The organism is Streptomyces capillispiralis, assembly GCF_007829875.1.
In the GTDB taxonomy this organism is placed as follows: domain Bacteria; phylum Actinomycetota; class Actinomycetes; order Streptomycetales; family Streptomycetaceae; genus Streptomyces; species Streptomyces capillispiralis.
This window is the reverse complement of record NZ_VIWV01000001.1, coordinates 3,297,647-3,314,169: the sequence shown is the minus strand read 5'-3', so window position 1 is coordinate 3,314,169 and position 16,523 is coordinate 3,297,647. Positions and strand designations below refer to the sequence as shown.

Below are 16,523 nucleotides of genomic sequence, written 5' to 3'. Positions count from 1 at the left end.
AACGATCCCGACCGGGGATACTCCACATTTGGGGTATCCCCGGTTGGTCGTTCCTAGGGCGGCATGGTCGCCGGTAAGGTGGCCTGCGCTGCCCATTGACCTCGGGCGCCTCATACGGGGCACTCAGGGCGGCAGTTGACCGTTACGTAATCGTCCTTAGTCGGAATCTCAAGACCGTCACCCTTGACGCAGTTGCGCGGGGGGTCGCAGGAGGCACCGTGCTCACCGCGTTCGCCCGGGCGTTCAAGACGCCCGACCTGCGCAAGAAGCTGCTCTTCACGCTCGGCATCATCGTGGTGTACCGGGTCGGTACGCACATCCCGATTCCTGGTGTCGACTACCGGAACGTCCAGACCTGTATCGACGCCGCCCAGGCGAACCAGGGCCTGTTCGGCCTGGTGAACATGTTCAGTGGCGGCGCGCTGCTCCAGATCACGGTCTTCGCGCTGGGCATCATGCCGTACATCACGGCGAGCATCATTCTGCAGCTGCTGACCGTGGTGATCCCGCGCCTGGAAGCCCTGAAGAAGGAGGGCCAGGCCGGTACGGCGAAGATCACGCAGTACACCCGTTACCTGACGGTCGCGCTGGCCATCCTTCAGGGCACCGGCCTGGTGGCCACCGCCCGCAGTGGCGCCCTGTTCCAGGGCTGCCCGGTCGCCAGCCAGATCGTTCCGGACCAGTCGATCTTCGTGACCATCACCATGGTCATCACCATGACCGCCGGTACGGCCGTCGTCATGTGGCTCGGTGAGCTCATCACCGACCGCGGCATCGGCAACGGCATGTCCATCCTGATGTTCATCTCGATCGCCGCGACCTTCCCCTCCGCCCTGTGGGCCATCAAGGAGCAGGGCAGCCTCGCGGACGGCTGGATCGAGTTCGGCACCGTCATCGCCGTGGGTCTGGTCATGGTCGGCCTCGTCGTCTTCGTCGAGCAGGCCCAGCGCCGGATCCCCGTCCAGTACGCGAAGCGCATGATCGGCCGCCGGTCCTACGGCGGTACGTCCACGTACATCCCGCTCAAGGTGAACCAGGCGGGTGTGATCCCCGTCATCTTCGCCTCGTCGCTGCTCTACATCCCGGCCCTGATCGCGCAGTTCTCCAGCGGCACCTCGGGCTGGAAGACCTGGATCGAGGCGCACCTGGTCAAGGGCGACCACCCGATTTACGTCAGCCTGTACTTCTTGCTCATCGTTTTCTTCGCGTTCTTCTACGTGGCGATCTCCTTCAACCCCGAGGAAGTCGCCGACAACATGAAGAAGTATGGTGGCTTCATCCCGGGCATCCGGGCTGGCCGACCGACCGCTGAGTACCTGAGCTACGTGCTCAACCGGATCACCTGGCCGGGTTCGCTGTACTTGGGTCTGATCGCTCTCGTGCCGACGATGGCGTTGGTTGGTTTCGGGGCAAACCAGAACTTCCCCTTCGGCGGCACCAGCATCCTGATCATCGTGGGTGTGGGCCTTGAGACGGTGAAGCAGATCGAGAGCCAGCTCCAGCAGCGCAATTACGAAGGGTTCCTCCGCTGATGCGAATCGTCCTCGTCGGGCCGCCGGGTGCTGGGAAGGGCACGCAGGCCACCCGCCTTGCCGAGAAGCTGCGCATCCCGCACATCTCCACGGGCGACCTGTTCCGCGCCAACATCAGCCGGCAGACCGAGCTCGGGAAGCTCGCCAAGTCCTACATGGACGCGGGCAACCTCGTACCGGACGAGGTCACCATCGCCATGGCCAAGGACCGCATGGAGCAGCCCGACGCCGAGGGCGGCTTCCTGCTCGACGGTTTCCCGCGCAACGTGTCGCAGGCCGAGGCGCTGGACGAGCTGCTGACGACCGAGGGCATCAAGCTGGACGCGGTCCTCGACCTGGAGGCCCCCGAGGACGAGGTGGTCAAGCGGATCGCCGGCCGGCGCATCTGCCGCAAGGACTCCGCGCACGTCTTCCACGCCACGTACAGCCCGCCGAAGCAGGACGGCGTCTGCGACGTCTGCGGTGGCGAGCTGTACCAGCGCGACGACGACTCCGAGGAGACCGTGCGCACCCGGCTGGAGGTCTACCACACGCAGACCGAGCCGATCATCGGCTACTACCGGGCGCAGGGGCTGGTCGTGACCATCTCCGCGATGGGAGCGGTCGACGAGGTCACCGGTCGCGCGCTGGAGGCGCTGAAGAGCGGTCAGTAGTTCCGTACGCCGGTAGCAGCCGCGGTTCCCTGCCAGGGGCCGCGGCTGCGGCGTGGGCGGGGTGCGCTGCCCCGTATCGTTGGAAGAGTTCGTACCCCCTCTGGTCCAGGAAGGCCGTCGTCCCCATGGTGCAGATCAAGAGCCCCGAGCAGATCGCCAAGATGCGTGAGGCGGGGCTGGTCGTCGCCGCCATTCACGCGGCCACCCGTGAGGCCGCCGTCCCCGGCGCCTCGACGAAGGATCTGGACCAGGTCGCCCGCAAGGTGCTCGCGGAGCACAACGCCAAGCCGAACTTCCTTGGGTACGGCGGTTTCCCCGCGACGATCTGCACCTCGGTCAACGAGGTCGTCGTCCACGGCATCCCCTCCGACGACGTCGTCCTGAAGGACGGCGACATCATCTCCATCGACTGCGGCGCGATCATCGACGGCTGGCACGGCGACGCCGCCTACACCGCGTTCGTGGGGTCCGGTCACTCCCCGGAGCTGGTCGAGCTCTCCCGGGTGACCGAGGAGTCGATGTGGGCCGGCATCGCGGCCATGAAGCAGGGCAACCGGCTCGTGGACGTCTCCCGCGCCATCGAGACGTACATCCGCCGCCAGCCGAAGCCGGGCGGCGGCAAGTACGGGATCATCGAGGACTACGGCGGCCACGGCATCGGCAGCGAGATGCACATGGACCCGCACCTGCTGAACTACGTCGACCGCCGTCGGGGCAAGGGCCCCAAGCTGGTCCCGGGCTTCTGCCTGGCCATCGAGCCGATGGTCTCCCTGGGCACGCCGAGGACCGAGGTGCTCTCCGACGACTGGACGGTCATCACCACCGACGGCACCTGGTCCTCCCACTGGGAGCACTCCGTCGCCCTGACCGAGCAGGGTCCGCTGGTCCTGACGGCGCCCGACGGCGGGAAGGCGAAGCTGGCGGAGCTGGGGATCACGGCTGCGCCGGATCCGCTCGGTTAGGGATCTGCCCCGCGGGGCAGACTTCCCCGATTCGTCTTTCCGGGTGCGCTGACGTAGACTGACTCGTCGGCTCTTGTGCACCCGCATGTCTGCATGTACTCACACGGTGCACGCAGGAGTCGATCAAGGTAGTCGATTCGAAGGGCGAAGCGTGGCCAAGAAGCAAGGTGCCATCGAGATCGAGGGCACTGTCGTCGAGTCTCTTCCGAACGCCATGTTCAAGGTCGAGCTCCAGAACGGCCACCAGGTTCTGGCACACATCAGCGGCAAGATGCGCATGCACTACATCCGCATCCTCCCTGACGACCGGGTCGTGGTGGAGCTGTCTCCGTACGACCTGACGCGTGGCCGGATCGTCTACCGGTACAAGTAGATCTTGCCCGCGCCCCGGTCCGCCGGGGTGATGGCACTGACCCGGAGAACCTCACATCCCATGAAGGTCAAGCCGAGCGTCAAGAAGATCTGCGACAAGTGCAGGGTGATCCGCCGTCACGGCCGGGTCATGATCATCTGCGAGAACCCGCGCCACAAGCAGCGCCAGGGCTGACCGCAGCACGATCGACCCTCTGCGACTTCCGCAGAACTTCGCGCGACGCGAGCAACACACGTTCATACGCAGGACCCGAGCCGCACGGCTCGACACCCCCGGTCCGGAGGCCGGGGACCCAGGTCGTACCAAATCTTCGGCTGCACCTCGTGACAGCGGGAAGAGGCCGGCGGCTGGGATCCGGTTCTGTGGAAGACCTCCGAAGATCAAACTGGAGCCATTGAATGGCACGCGTTTCCGGTGTTGACATCCCGCGCGAAAAGCGCGTGGAGATCGCCCTCACCTACGTGTTCGGTATCGGCCGGACTCTTTCGCAGCAGACGCTGGCCGCCACCGGCGTCGACCCGAACACTCGCGTCCGCGACCTCTCCGAGGAGCAGCTCGTCGCGATCCGCGAGTACGTCGACAACAACATCAAGACCGAGGGTGACCTCCGTCGCGAGATCCAGGCCGACATCCGCCGCAAGGTCGAGATCGGCACCTACCAGGGTCTGCGTCACCGCCGCGGCCTGCCCGTCCGCGGTCAGCGCACCAGCACCAACGCGCGTACCCGCAAGGGCCCGCGTCGCGCCATCGCCGGCAAGAAGAAGCCGGGCAAGAAGTAGTCCGCAGCGGACTCGCCGTCCAGCGGTCTTCGCTGTAGGACCGACCACCTCCCGTAGGAGTTATAGATGCCCCCCAAGGGTCGTCAGGGCGCTGCCAAGAAGGTGCGCCGCAAGGAAAAGAAGAACGTCGCTCACGGCCACGCGCACATCAAGAGCACGTTCAACAACACGATCGTCTCCATCACGGACCCGTCCGGCAACGTGATCTCCTGGGCCTCCGCCGGCCACGTCGGCTTCAAGGGCTCCCGGAAGTCCACGCCGTTCGCCGCGCAGATGGCCGCCGAGTCGGCTGCCCGCCGCGCCCAGGAGCACGGCATGCGCAAGGTCGACGTGTTCGTGAAGGGCCCGGGTTCCGGTCGTGAGACCGCGATCCGCTCCCTGCAGGCCACGGGCCTCGAGGTCGGCTCCATCCAGGACGTCACCCCGACCCCGCACAACGGCTGCCGTCCGCCGAAGCGCCGCCGCGTCTGACGCACGGCCGCTTCGTTCGGCGCGAGGTTCCGGGCGGTACGGCTCGTCAGGGCCGTACCGCCCGTACCCTTGCAGTACCCGCACTTTTCACCAGGTGCGGTTTCCGTCGGGCGTCAAATAGCGGGCGTCCACGAAAGAAGGATCTGATCCACACATGCTGATCGCTCAGCGTCCCTCGTTGACCGAAGAGGTCGTCGACGAATTCCGCTCCCGGTTCGTGATCGAGCCGCTGGAGCCGGGCTTCGGCTACACCCTCGGCAACTCCCTCCGCCGCACCCTCCTGTCGTCGATCCCCGGTGCCGCTGTCACCAGCATCCGCATCGACGGCGTCCTGCACGAGTTCACCACCGTGCCGGGCGTCAAGGAGGACGTCACCGACCTGATCCTCAACATCAAGCAGCTGGTCGTCTCCTCGGAGCACGACGAGCCGGTCGTGATGTACCTGCGCAAGCAGGGCCCGGGTCTGGTCACCGCCGCCGACATCGCGCCCCCGGCCGGTGTCGAGGTGCACAACCCCGACCTCGTCCTCGCCACGCTCAACGGCAAGGGCAAGCTGGAGATGGAGCTGACGGTCGAGCGCGGCCGCGGTTACGTCTCCGCCGTGCAGAACAAGCAGGTGGGCCAGGAGATCGGCCGTATCCCGGTCGACTCGATCTACTCGCCGGTTCTCAAGGTCACCTACAAGGTCGAGGCGACCCGTGTCGAGCAGCGCACCGACTTCGACAAGCTGATCGTCGACGTCGAGACCAAGCAGGCGATGCGTCCGCGTGACGCCATGGCCTCCGCGGGCAAGACCCTGGTCGAGCTGTTCGGTCTCGCCCGCGAGCTGAACATCGACGCCGAGGGCATCGACATGGGCCCGTCCCCCACGGACGCCGCCCTCGCCGCCGACCTGGCGCTGCCGATCGAGGAGCTGGAGCTCACCGTTCGGTCGTACAACTGCCTCAAGCGTGAGGGCATCCACTCGGTGGGTGAGCTCGTCGCCCGCTCCGAGGCGGACCTGCTGGACATCCGCAACTTCGGTGCGAAGTCCATCGACGAGGTCAAGGCCAAGCTGGCCGGCATGGGCCTCGCGCTGAAGGACTCGCCTCCCGGGTTCGACCCGACCGCCGCGGCGGACGCGTTCGGCGCGGACGACGACGCGGACGCGGGCTTCGTGGAGACCGAGCAGTACTGAGCGCTCCGCGGGGAGGCCGTACTGCGTCTGCGGGCCGGTCGTGGCTGGTCGCGCAGTTCCCCGCGCCCCTTCCAGGCCCCTTCGGGGGCCTGGATCTCCGACAGGCGGCCGCCTGCTCGGATACTGACCCCGGTACCTGACACGGCCGGGGCAGACACCTAGGAGAAACATCATGCCGAGGCCCACCAAGGGTGCCCGTCTGGGCGGCAGCGCCGCGCACGAGAAGCTGCTTCTCGCGAACCTCGCGAAGTCGCTGTTCGAGCACGGCCGCATCACCACCACCGAGGCGAAGGCGCGCAAGCTGCGTCCGTACGCCGAGCGTCTGGTCACCAAGGCGAAGAAGGGCGACCTTCACAACCGCCGTCAGGTGCTCCAGGTGATCACGGACAAGAGCATCGTCCACACGCTCTTCACCGAGATCGGCCCGCGGTACGAGAACCGTCCCGGTGGCTACACCCGCATCACCAAGATCGGTAACCGCCGTGGCGACAACGCGCCCATGGCCGTCATCGAGCTGGTCGAGGCGCTGACCGTGGCGCAGGAGGCGACCGGCGAGGCCGAGGCCGCCACCAAGCGTGCGGTCAAGGAAGACGCCCTCAAGAAGGACGAGGCCGTCGAGGCCAAGTCCGACGAGGCCGTCGAGGCTCCGGCCGAGGAGTCGAAGGACGCGTAAGCGTTCCGCCGGGGGCTGTGCGGGGGCGGCCGCGTCGCCGTCGTGGCTGGTCGCGCGGTTCCCCGCGCCCCTGTAGGGCGTTGCGGGCCCGTTCCTTTCGAGGAGCGGGCCCGCTTTCGTGTGGCTGAGAGGATCTGTACGTGAGTGACGAAGTGCAGCCCGGGTTCGTGCGGGTGCGGCTGGATCTGTCGTACGACGGGACCGCCTTCTCGGGCTGGGCCAAGCAGGCCGGCGGGCGGCGGACCGTGCAGGGGGAGATCGAGGACGCGCTGCGGACCGTGACGCGGTCCGGGACGACGACGTACGAGCTGACCGTGGCCGGGCGGACCGACGCCGGGGTGCACGCCCGGGGGCAGGTCGCGCACGTCGATCTGCCGCGGGAGGTCTGGGCCGAGCACCACACCAAGCTGCTCAAGCGGCTCGCCGGACGGCTGCCGAGGGACGTACGGGTGTGGGCGCTCAGGGAGGCGCCCGCCGGTTTCAACGCCCGGTTCTCCGCGATCTGGCGGCGGTACGCCTACCGCGTCACCGACAACCCGGGCGGGGTGGACCCGCTGCTGCGCGGGCACGTGCTGTGGCACGACTGGCCGCTGGACGTCGACGCCATGAACGAGGCGGCCCGGCGGCTGCTCGGCGAGCACGACTTCGCCGCGTACTGCAAGCGGCGGGAGGGCGCGACGACGATCCGCACGCTGCAGGAGCTGAGCCTGGTGCGGGGCGAGGACGGGATCATCACGGCGACCGTCCGGGCGGACGCCTTCTGCCACAACATGGTGCGCTCGCTGATCGGCGCGCTGCTGTTCGTCGGCGACGGCCACCGCCCGCCGGACTGGCCCGGCACGGTCCTCGCGGCGGGCGTGCGGGACTCGGCGGTGCACGTCGTGCGTCCGCACGGGCTGACGCTGGAGGAGGTCGGCTACCCCGCGGACGAACTGCTCGCGGCCCGCAGCAAGGAGGCCCGCAACAAGCGGTCCCTGCCGGTGTCCGGCTGCTGCTGAACCGGACGGGCCCCGAAGCGGGCCCGCTCAGTCCCGCGACCAGTCGGTGAGCAGGCCGGCCACGGCGGCCGCGGCCTCGTCGGCGTCGCGTCCCTCGCCCCGGGCGTCGCGGGCGAGCTCCAGATGGACGAAGGTCGCGTGCTGCCGCAGGGCCGCCCGGCCCTGGACGTTCGTCGTGCCCTCCAGCGGGCAGCGCGCCGACCAGCCGCGGCAGACCCGCAGCCCGTCCGCCTCCATGCGGTCGGCCAGTGCGGACACCTCGCCGGGCGCGCTCTGCGCCGCGCCGGTCGACAGCACGGCGTCGTAGCGGTCCGTGGTGGACTCGGCGAAGCCGTGCAGCTGGATGCCGGGCACGCCGCGCCCCTGCAGCGTGGTGACGACGGTGTGGAAGGCGCTGTCCTCGCGGTGGGCGACATCGGCGGCGCCCCCGCGTCCGGCCCGGCGGTGCGCTCCGGCCAGGACCAGGGCTCCGCCGGGGGTGTCCTCCAGCAGGCGCACGCCGAGCGCCTCGGTCCTCCGGTCGGCCACGGGGTGCGGCACCTGGACGGTCCAGCGGGGGCGGGAGTCCGCGGTGACGTACAGCCGGCCCCAGCGCGCGCTCTCGCCCGAGCCGGTCGCGGCGACCTCGTCGTAGCGCCGGCCGGACTCGGTGTCGGTGAGCCGGGTGACGCCGAGGCCGATGGGGGCGAGCAGCCGTTCGGCCTCGCGCGCGTCGCCCTCCAGCAGCCGTCCGACGCCCCGGGCCAGCTGGGCGCGCTGGTCCTCGTCGGGGGGTGTGTAGGGGCCGTCGGGGCTCAGGTCCTTCGTGTACGACAGGACGCGGCCGCGCAGGTCGACCAGTTCCCGGGCGGTGGGCCCGGTGTCCTGCCCGGTGGGTTCGGAGACCGACTGACAGCCCGTCAGCGCGAGAATTACACCCATCAGACCCAGAAAGCGTGCAAAGCGTGACTGTCTTGTGATGGTAATGCGGGAGTTACCCGTGTGGGGCGTGTGAACATAACTCGGTGACATTCCGTAAGTCTCTCCGTATGGGTCGTACCGTGGCGATTCTGGCGGCGTCCGTGTCCCTCGCCGCCGGGTGCGGCTCGGAGGCCGCGGAGCCGCAGGCGAAGCCGGGCGGCCGCTCGTTCACCGTGGCCGCCGCCGGTGACATCCTCATCCACCCCGAGCTGGTCGAGCAGGCGGCCAAGGACGCCGAGAAGACCGGCAAGGGCGAGGCGGGGCTGGACTTCGGACCGCTGCTGGCCGGCGTGAAGCCCGTCATCAGCAAGGCCGACCTGGCGATCTGCCACATGGAGACCCCCGTCGGCAAGCCCGAAGGGCCCTTCGAGGGGTACCCGGAGTTCCTGGTGCCCCCGCAGATTCTCACGGCGGTCAAGGAGGTCGGGTACGACACCTGCTCCACGGCCTCCAACCACACTTACGACCACGGCATGAAGGGCGTGCGGAACACGCTGAAGGTCATGGACGAGGTGGGCCTCGGACACACCGGCTCGGCGCGGACGCCCGAGGAAGCGAAGAAGATCAACATCCTGGACGTCAACGGCGTCAAGGTCGCGCATCTGTCGTACTCCTGGGAGTCCTTCGTCCATCCCACGCCCAAGGAGAAGCGCTGGGTACTCAACCAGACCGACTCGTCGGACATCCGGCAGGCCGAGAAGCGCGCCCGGGAGAAGGGCGCCGAGGCCGTCATCCTGTCCGTTCACTGGGGCGCCGAGTACTACAACGAGCCGAGCACGTCGCAACTGGAGTTGGCGCAGTGGATCAGCGAGGAGACAGGGATCGACCTCGTGATCGGTCACCACTCCCACGTCGTTCAGCCGATCCAGAAGGTGAACGGGACCTGGGTCGCCTACAGCCTCGGCAACCAGGTGGCCCGGCATTCCTCTCCGAGCGGGATCACCGAGGAGGGGGCCATCGGCTGGTTCGAGTTCCGGGAGACGGCGGACGGCTGGGACGTCAGCGCCCGCTACCGCACCACGCTGGTGGACATCCCGCCCGAGGTCCAGCCGGGAGAGAAGCTGCCGGACGGGGCGGTCGAAGACCACCGGGTGAGTGACGTGCAGAGCGTGCTGAGCGAGCCCGGCGATCTCTCCGAGGAGCGGCTCGCCCGATACCGGCTCGCGGCAGACCGCACCAGCGGGTTCCTTTACAACCGCGGCGCTCCTGGGGGCGACGGTCTCGCGTCACTGCCTCTGGAGAAGTGACGAGCAACACAGAACGCTCAGCGCTCGCAAGGCAACTTTGTCAGCGCTTATCAGTCTTTTGAGTGACGGCGTCGCACGTCCGCGCTAGCGGCGCGTCCAGCGAACGCTGGATACCCCCGCAGCGACCAAGGAAGAAGACCGGTGACATCGAGTCGTGCCGCGTACTCCGGGCGGAAGGGGCGGCGACGCAGCCGCAGGCGTGCGGACATGCCGCTCCTGGGCGGCATCCGTCCCCCGATCGCGGTGCTGTGCCTGCTGATCGTGGCGCTGGCCGGTCTGACGGCGAAGGTGCTCGGCCCAGGCGGCGATGCCGTCGTGCCCAAGGCGGTGCTGTCCTCGCAGCAGCACTTCGCGGAGGACGGGGCCATCGCGCTCCGCGCCTCGATCGACGAGCGGATCACGGATCTGCAGCGCACCGCGGCGGCACTGAACAAGGGAGAGCGGGTCGAGCCGGAGGACGTTCTGTCCGACCTGGGCAAGACGTACCAGAAGTGGACCGGCACCACGGTGTTGGACCTGGCGAGTGGGGATGTGCTCGCCGCGCGTGGCGAAAGGATTCCTCTCGCCTGGCTCGACAAGGACGTCCTCACCGGTGAGCAGGCACTCTTCCCCCGCATGGTGCGGCTGGAGACGGGCGACGTTCGCTTGATGACGATGGCGGTACTGGGCGGGAAGGACGGACCGCAGCAACTGCTCGTCGCCTCCAACAGCCTGACGGTGCCCGCCGTCACCATGGGACCGTTCCGCACGATGTCGGTGGTGGCACGGGACGGCGAAGTCCTCGCCACTGCCGGATTCGAGGAGTCCGAGGCGCTCAACTCGGACAAGCAGCGCGAGGAGCTCGCGTTCCTGCAGAAGCAGATGACCCGCCTCTCCGACCAGGCCGCCACCCGGACCGAGGAGCACCCCGTCAGCGCCAGGGAGCCCGGCTCCCGCGGCTACCCCGGCGTCAGCGGGACCCTGCTGGGCGACGACTTCAACGGCCGGGTCACCACCGCCGGCTACGCCTCGCTCGCCTCCTCCGACCCCGAGGAGAAGGACAGCGTCGCCGCGGGCCTCGGGCTGACCGTGGTGGCCATGCTCCCCGTGGTCCAGCAGCAGGGCGCCGCCGAGACCGGCCGGGAACTGTACGGACTGGTCGCGGCCGGAGCGCTGGTCGTGCTCGGCCTGCTGGCCGCGGCCGTGCTGTGGGCTGCCGTGCAGCGGCCGCTGCTGCGGCTCTTCCTGGAGTCCCGCCGGCTCGCCCGGGGCGACCTCACCCGGCCCGTCGAGGTACCCCGCTGGGGCGAGGCCGCCCGGATCGGCGCCGCCCTGGAACGCCTGCGCACCCAGCTCAACGGCGCCGGCGAGGGACCCGGCACCCCGAGCGGCAGGGTCCGCCTCGGCGTCCGGGTGCCGCTCGCGGTGACCGCCGTCCTGCTGCTGCTGTGGTGCGTGCCCGTCGGTCTGCTGCTCAACCGCACCGACGGCTCGGTCAGCGTGCCCGCCACCATGGTCAACGACCAGCGCGACCGCACCGACCTGGTCGCCGACCGGGTCCGCCGGGCCCTGAACGAGGCCCAGGCCGACCTCGTCTCCACCTCCCGCCTGATCGACGCCGACGACCCCGGCACCGCCGGCGAGCTGCTGGCGGACGCCCTGCGCGAGCACACCCGCTACCAGGCGCTGTACGTCGTCGACGGCGGCGGCGAGGTCGTCGCCCGGGCCGGCGGCGACCCGCACGCCTGGAGCGACGACAAGGACCTGCCCCTGGTCCGCGTCTCGGGCAAGGGCGAGCGCAAGCCCGTGATCCAGGCCGGCGCGCCGGTGCCCGGGCACAAGGGCACCACGCTCGTCGGCGAGGTGCGCGTGGAGTTCCTGAACTCGCTGCTGAAGCGGCCCGGCCTCGGCGAGGTCCGGGTGGTGAACGCCGACGCCGACACCCTCGCCGCCGCCGACGGCTTCCTCGCCTTCGAGGACCTGCCGAACGACGCCCTGCCCGACCTGGTCCGCGCGGGCAACGTGCCGGTCGGCGCCGGACCGGTCGAGAACGGCCTGCTCATCCGCGACGGCGGCAGCGTCACCGTCGCCGCCGCGGCCCCCTTCTCCGGCGGCGGCGTCGCCTCCGACCTCGGCTGGACCGTCGTCAGCTGGCAGAACGCCCAGCACTTCCAGATCGCCGCCTACGAACGCGAGGACCGCAGCGTGCTCGCCGGCCTGCTCGGTCTCGCCGCGATCGTCGTCTGCCTCGGCTGGGTGTACCTGGTCGTCGCGCGTCCGCTGCGGGCGCTGGCCGCCGGCGCCGAGAAGCTCGCCGACGGAGACCTCAAGACCGTGCACTTCCCCCGCTACCAGGACGAGGTCGGGGCCGTGGTCCGCAGCCTCGAACTGATCCGCCAGCAGTTGCAGGCCCGCCGCCAGAACCAGGCACGCCGGTCCACCGAGCCGCGGCTCGGCACCGGAGGAAGGTGACCCGCCGTGCTCTACCTGTACTTCGTCCTGCTGGCCGGAAGCCTGTTCCTGCTCGTCGCGGGCATCGTGGAACAGCGCAGGCACTACGCCTCGCTGCACTCCATCCCCTCCCGCGTGCTCGTCAACGGCATCCGCGGCAAGTCCTCCATCACCCGGCTCTGCGCGGGCGCCCTGCGCGGCGGTGACCTGGTCACCGTGGCCAAGACGACCGGCACGGCCGCGCGCTTCATCCACCCCGACGCCACCGAGGAGCCGGTCTACCGCAAGTTCGGCATCGCCAACGTCGTCGAGCAGATCGGCATCGTCCGCCGGGCCGCCACCTACCGCCCCGACGCCCTCGTCATCGAGTGCATGGCGGTCATGCCGGCCCTCCAGGAGGTCAACCAGAGCAAGCTGATCCGCTCCACGATCGGCGTGCTGTGCAACGTCCGCGAGGACCACCTCGCCGAGATGGGCCCCACCCTGGACGACGTGGCCCGCTCGCTGTGCCGGTCGATGCCCGAGGACGGCATCTGCGTCACCGCGGAGAAGGAGCGCTTCCACATCCTCCAGGAGGAGGCGGACGCCCGGAACTGCCAACTGGTCTACGCCGACCCCGAGATGGTCACCGACGAGGAGCTGCGCGGCTTCAGCTGGTTCACGTTCAAGGAGAACGTGGCCATCGCCCTGGTCGTCGCGGAGCTGCTCGGAGTGGAGCGGAAGGTCGCCCTCCAGGGCATGTACGACGCCCCGCCGGACCCGGGCGTGCTCTCCGTGGAGCGCTACGCCACCCCCGAGGGCAAGCGGCTGGCCTTCGCCAACGTGTTCGCGGCCAACGACCCCGAGTCGACGCTGATGAACATCAACCAGCTGCTCGACCTCGGCGCCATCCGCCGGCCGCTCAACGTCGTGATCAACTGCCGTCCGGACCGGGTGGAGCGCAACGGGCAGATGGGCGAGATCATCCCCGACCTGCAACCGGACAACGTCTTCGTCATCGGGCACCCGGCCAAGAGCGCCATCGACGCCATCCCCGCCGAGTGGCGCGACCGGGCGGTCGACCTGGGCGGTGAGCGGCGCGCCGCCGACGAGTTCATGCCGGCCCTGCTCGGCCGCATGTCCGACGGCTCCTCCCTGGTCGCCATCGGCAACATCCACGGCCAGGGCGAGGAACTCCTGGAGTACCTGGCCGAACTCCCGGCGGACGACAGCGACACCGGCGAGAGCGCGCCGGCCCCGTCCGCCGCGGCCCCGGTCCTGGGCCAGCGCCTCGACCCGTACGCGTCCTACCCGACGGCGTACGAGGAGCGCTACCAGGCCTCGCAGACCCAGGAGATCCCGGTGATCGGGTTCCCGGCCCAGCAGACCGGGCCGTACACCCGGCCCCAGCAGCCCCAGCAGCCCCAGCAGCCCCAGCAGCAGTACGGGCAGCAGGAGCAGCGGTACGGGCAGCCGTACGGGCAGCCCGAGCAGGTCCCGGTCCACGCGCCGTACCCGTACTACGACGACCCGTTCTTCGCCGAACCGCACGACGTGCCGAACGACGGAACCCGGTATCCGACCGCCGAGGGCGGCGGACCGACCCCGCGCCGCTGACCCCCCGCGGGACGCCCGCCTCGCCCACCCCTGTTCACCTGCCCGGAGACCCCGTTGACCACCGCCGCACTGACCCCCGAGATGGCCGCCCTGGGCATCGCCATAGGCCTGTTCTTCTCGCTGCTGTGCTACCTCACCACCAACCTGTCGCCCGGCGGCATGATCACCCCGGGCTGGATCGCGCTGACCCTCATCGAGGACCTCCAGCGCGCGGCCATGATGGTGGGCGTCACCGCGCTGACCTACGCGGGCACCAGGATCATGCAGCGGCTGGTGATCCTCTACGGCAAGCGGCTGTTCGCCGCGGTGGTGCTGCTGGGCGTGCTGCTCCAGGCCACGGTGATGATCGTGCTCTCGATCGAGTTCCCGCTGCTGTACGGCAACCAGACCCTCGGCTTCATCGTGCCCGGCCTGGTCGCCTACCAGATGGTGCGCCAGCCCAAGGGCGCCACCCTGCTGGCCACGGGCACCGTCTCCCTCATGGCCTACATCGTCGTCGCCGCCGGCCTGCTGCTCGGCGTCATGCCCACCGTCTGAGTACCGCTCGGACCACCCGTCCGAGAACCGCTCGGACCACTGAGAACCGAATGACAACCGAGGAGTAAACGGTGGCAGGGAAAGCGAAGAAGAAGGCGCGACCGGTCGTCTCGGGCCTCGTGGTGCTGGCGCTCGTCGCGACCTCCGGCTACCTCACCCTGGAACTGCGCAAGCAGGAGGCGCCGGGCATCGCCGAGGTCAGGAACGTCGGCGTCCTGGACGGGGCCGAGGGCTCCGGCGGCGCGACCGCCGAGGCCCGGGGCGAGGAGCGCTGGTCCCGGCTGGAGAACCCCGCCCGGTCCGTGCTGCGCGACGGGGACGGCCGGATCCAGGCCGTCCTCACCGACGGGTCGCGCACCGCCACCCTGACCGGACCGGCGCGCACCTTCGAGGAGCCGACCTCGACCTCCTCCAAGGTCTCCACCACCGACTGGGTCCGCCTCATGCCCGAGCCCTGGAAGAAGGGCGCCGAGAAGGAGAAGTGGTTCGAGGAGTGGTACGCCGAGTACCGGGGCAGCAAGGAGGACGACCTGTTCGCCTTCGCCTTCCAGTACGTCGCGGGCGCCCCGCAGAAGAAGGACGAGCAGGGCACCGTCTACGCCGGTGACGCCGACTTCGGGCCGCTGAACACCGCCGGCGCCGAGGGCGGCGACCTGCGCCTGGAGCAGTCCGACTTCTACGACTACCTCGGCGTCCAGTACCCGTTCCGGGACGGCGCGGTCGGCACCCCGGAGGCCATGCGCGCCAAGGCGCTGGACTGCTCCGGCTTCATCCGCATGGTGCTCGGCTACCGCGCCCGCTACCCGCTGATGTCCGCCGACACCGGCTCCGGCGACGGCCTCCCGCGCACCGCCAACGGCATGGCCCGCTCCGACGAGGGCGTCGACGTGCTCCCGCTGGCCGGGGTGTCACCGGAGGACCGGCCGTCCGCCATCGACCAGCTCCAGCCCGGCGACCTCGTCTTCTTCAAGCTCGACACGCGCACCAAGGAGCGGCTGGACCACGTCGGCATGGTGCTCGGCTACGACACCGAGGGCCACCTGATCTTCGTGTCCAGCCGTGAGGAGGTCAACGGACCCACCATCGGCGACATCGGCGGCGTCTCCCGCCTGGACGGCAACGGCTACTACGCCAAGACGCTGCGCAGCGCCAAGCGCCTGTGACCGGCTGAGCGCGGCCCGGCGGCGGTGCCGGGCCGTGTGCGGTGCCGGGCGTCCGCCGCCGAGGTCCCGCGGCGGCGCTACTCGTCCGCCGCCGCCGACGCCTGGGCCTCGCCCCGGCGGCGGATCTGACGGAACGTGAACTCCTGGAGGTCGTCACCGGTGGAGAACACGGGGGTGTCCTTGGGGGTCACGTCCTTGCCGTCGGTGAAGCCGGCGAGGGTGAAGTAGGCGTAGCGGCCGTAGGAGTTGGTGGTCGAACGGCAGACCGCGCCGACGCAGAAGTCCTTGACCCCGCCGCCCGAGAGCGACTTGACGATGCTCTTCTTGTCGGCCTGCTGCTTGGCCCTGACCGCCTGCGCCTCGGTGTCGAAGACGGCCACGCCGACCGTCACCGCCATGTCGTCCTTGGTGTAGGTGACGCGGATCAGCCGGGTGCAGTCGTTGTCCGTGAGGACCTTGGGGAGCGTGGCCTTCGCGGCCGAGGCGCAGTTCCCGGTGTCGGCCGTCGGGCCCTTCTTGTACACCGTCTCGCCCATGGTCAGCTGGGTGCCCGGGAAGAGGATGTCCGGGCTCAGCGGCGCCTTGTCCTTCTTCGCGCTGGAGACGAAGTCCTTCGGGTCCAGCGGCGGCGGGGCGCTGGTCGGGGCGAACGACGGGACCGTGCCCGAGGCGCTCGGTATGTCGGCGGTGCCCGGCAGCTGGGAGGAGGTGCCCGGCGAGGCCTCGTCGCCCCCGTTCGCCGAGACGACCGCCACCGCCACGGCCGCTCCTATCGCGACGGTGGCGAGTGCGCCGCCGCCGATGAACAGCAGCCGGCGCCGCTTGGCGCGCGCCTCGGACGCGTCGGCGAGCGCGGCCCAGTCGGGCGACTGGCCGGCGTCACCGCTGTTCCACGGCTGCTGGGAATTCGGTTTCCAGGGATCCCACTGCTGCTGAGGTCCCCCCTGCCCAAAGCTCATGGGGCGCATCTTA

The 16,523-nt window shown here is 69.7% G+C and carries 17 protein-coding genes; 15 read left to right on the top strand and 2 right to left on the bottom strand.

Annotated features, from left to right (window positions below; all coding sequences use genetic code 11):
* Positions 1 to 218 precede the first annotated feature (218 nt).
* From secY to truA, 10 genes are all read left to right on the top strand, one after another.
* Positions 219 to 1,532, top strand: a complete 1,314-nt coding sequence (secY, locus tag FHX78_RS13755) for a preprotein translocase subunit SecY (RefSeq protein WP_142193684.1) — start codon at positions 219 to 221, stop codon at positions 1,530 to 1,532.
* The gene (locus tag FHX78_RS13750; RefSeq protein ID WP_145867741.1) at positions 1,532 to 2,185 is read left to right on the top strand and encodes an adenylate kinase; all 654 of its coding nucleotides are present in this window, start codon (positions 1,532 to 1,534) and stop codon (positions 2,183 to 2,185) included. Before secY ends, FHX78_RS13750 begins: the two co-directional genes overlap by 1 nt.
* Positions 2,186 to 2,310: 125 nt before the next feature.
* Complete coding sequence (gene map / locus FHX78_RS13745; protein ID WP_145867740.1) at positions 2,311 to 3,147, top strand: type I methionyl aminopeptidase; 837 nt, start codon at positions 2,311 to 2,313, stop codon at positions 3,145 to 3,147.
* 151 nt (positions 3,148 to 3,298) lie between these two features.
* A complete protein-coding gene (gene infA, locus FHX78_RS13740; protein WP_003948620.1) occupies positions 3,299 to 3,520 on the top strand; it encodes a translation initiation factor IF-1 in 222 nt (73 codons plus the stop codon).
* 60 nt (positions 3,521 to 3,580) lie between these two features.
* On the top strand, positions 3,581 to 3,694 hold the full coding sequence (gene rpmJ / locus FHX78_RS13735) for a 50S ribosomal protein L36 (RefSeq protein ID WP_004984509.1): 114 nt from the start codon (positions 3,581 to 3,583) through the stop codon (positions 3,692 to 3,694).
* A 224-nt stretch (positions 3,695 to 3,918) separates the two neighbouring features.
* Positions 3,919 to 4,299, top strand: a complete 381-nt coding sequence (gene rpsM, locus FHX78_RS13730) for a 30S ribosomal protein S13 (RefSeq protein WP_004984507.1) — start codon at positions 3,919 to 3,921, stop codon at positions 4,297 to 4,299.
* A gap of 66 nt (positions 4,300 to 4,365) precedes the next feature.
* A complete protein-coding gene (gene rpsK, locus FHX78_RS13725) occupies positions 4,366 to 4,770 on the top strand; it encodes a 30S ribosomal protein S11 (protein WP_003956432.1) in 405 nt (134 codons plus the stop codon).
* A gap of 154 nt (positions 4,771 to 4,924) precedes the next feature.
* Positions 4,925 to 5,947 (top strand): DNA-directed RNA polymerase subunit alpha, encoded by a 1,023-nt coding sequence (locus FHX78_RS13720; protein ID WP_003966937.1) that lies wholly within the window; start codon positions 4,925 to 4,927, stop codon positions 5,945 to 5,947.
* A gap of 172 nt (positions 5,948 to 6,119) precedes the next feature.
* The gene (rplQ, locus tag FHX78_RS13715) at positions 6,120 to 6,620 is read left to right on the top strand and encodes a 50S ribosomal protein L17 (RefSeq protein ID WP_145867739.1); all 501 of its coding nucleotides are present in this window, start codon (positions 6,120 to 6,122) and stop codon (positions 6,618 to 6,620) included.
* A 140-nt stretch (positions 6,621 to 6,760) separates the two neighbouring features.
* Positions 6,761 to 7,618: a tRNA pseudouridine(38-40) synthase TruA gene (gene truA, locus FHX78_RS13710; RefSeq protein WP_145867738.1), complete on the top strand. Its 858-nt coding sequence runs from the start codon at positions 6,761 to 6,763 to the stop codon at positions 7,616 to 7,618.
* A 27-nt stretch (positions 7,619 to 7,645) separates the two neighbouring features.
* Here the strand turns inward: truA and FHX78_RS13705 are convergent, their stop codons facing one another.
* The gene (locus FHX78_RS13705; protein WP_229923833.1) at positions 7,646 to 8,539 is read right to left on the bottom strand and encodes a hypothetical protein; all 894 of its coding nucleotides are present in this window, start codon (positions 8,537 to 8,539) and stop codon (positions 7,646 to 7,648) included.
* A 107-nt stretch (positions 8,540 to 8,646) separates the two neighbouring features.
* On the opposite strand from FHX78_RS13705, the gene FHX78_RS13700 reads away from it, so the two are divergent.
* The 5 genes from FHX78_RS13700 to FHX78_RS13680 all read left to right on the top strand — a co-directional run bounded on the left by FHX78_RS13700 (position 8,647) and on the right by FHX78_RS13680 (position 15,551).
* Entirely contained in the window at positions 8,647 to 9,825 is a 1,179-nt protein-coding gene (locus FHX78_RS13700; RefSeq protein WP_145867737.1) for a CapA family protein, read from the top strand.
* 207 nt (positions 9,826 to 10,032) lie between these two features.
* Positions 10,033 to 12,276, top strand: coding sequence for a HAMP domain-containing protein (locus tag FHX78_RS13695; RefSeq protein ID WP_145871934.1), 2,244 nt, complete (start codon positions 10,033 to 10,035; stop codon positions 12,274 to 12,276).
* Between the two features lie 6 nt (positions 12,277 to 12,282).
* A complete protein-coding gene (gene pgsB, locus FHX78_RS13690; protein ID WP_145867736.1) occupies positions 12,283 to 13,851 on the top strand; it encodes a poly-gamma-glutamate synthase PgsB in 1,569 nt (522 codons plus the stop codon).
* Between the two features lie 54 nt (positions 13,852 to 13,905).
* A complete protein-coding gene (locus FHX78_RS13685; protein WP_145867735.1) occupies positions 13,906 to 14,388 on the top strand; it encodes a poly-gamma-glutamate biosynthesis protein PgsC/CapC in 483 nt (160 codons plus the stop codon).
* A 71-nt stretch (positions 14,389 to 14,459) separates the two neighbouring features.
* On the top strand, positions 14,460 to 15,551 hold the full coding sequence (locus tag FHX78_RS13680; protein ID WP_145867734.1) for a C40 family peptidase: 1,092 nt from the start codon (positions 14,460 to 14,462) through the stop codon (positions 15,549 to 15,551).
* Positions 15,552 to 15,628: 77 nt separating this feature from the next.
* Here FHX78_RS13680 and FHX78_RS13675 read toward each other — a convergent pair whose 3' ends face one another.
* Positions 15,629 to 16,510 (bottom strand): hypothetical protein, encoded by an 882-nt coding sequence (locus FHX78_RS13675; protein WP_145867733.1) that lies wholly within the window; start codon positions 16,508 to 16,510, stop codon positions 15,629 to 15,631.
* Positions 16,511 to 16,523 lie beyond the last annotated feature (13 nt).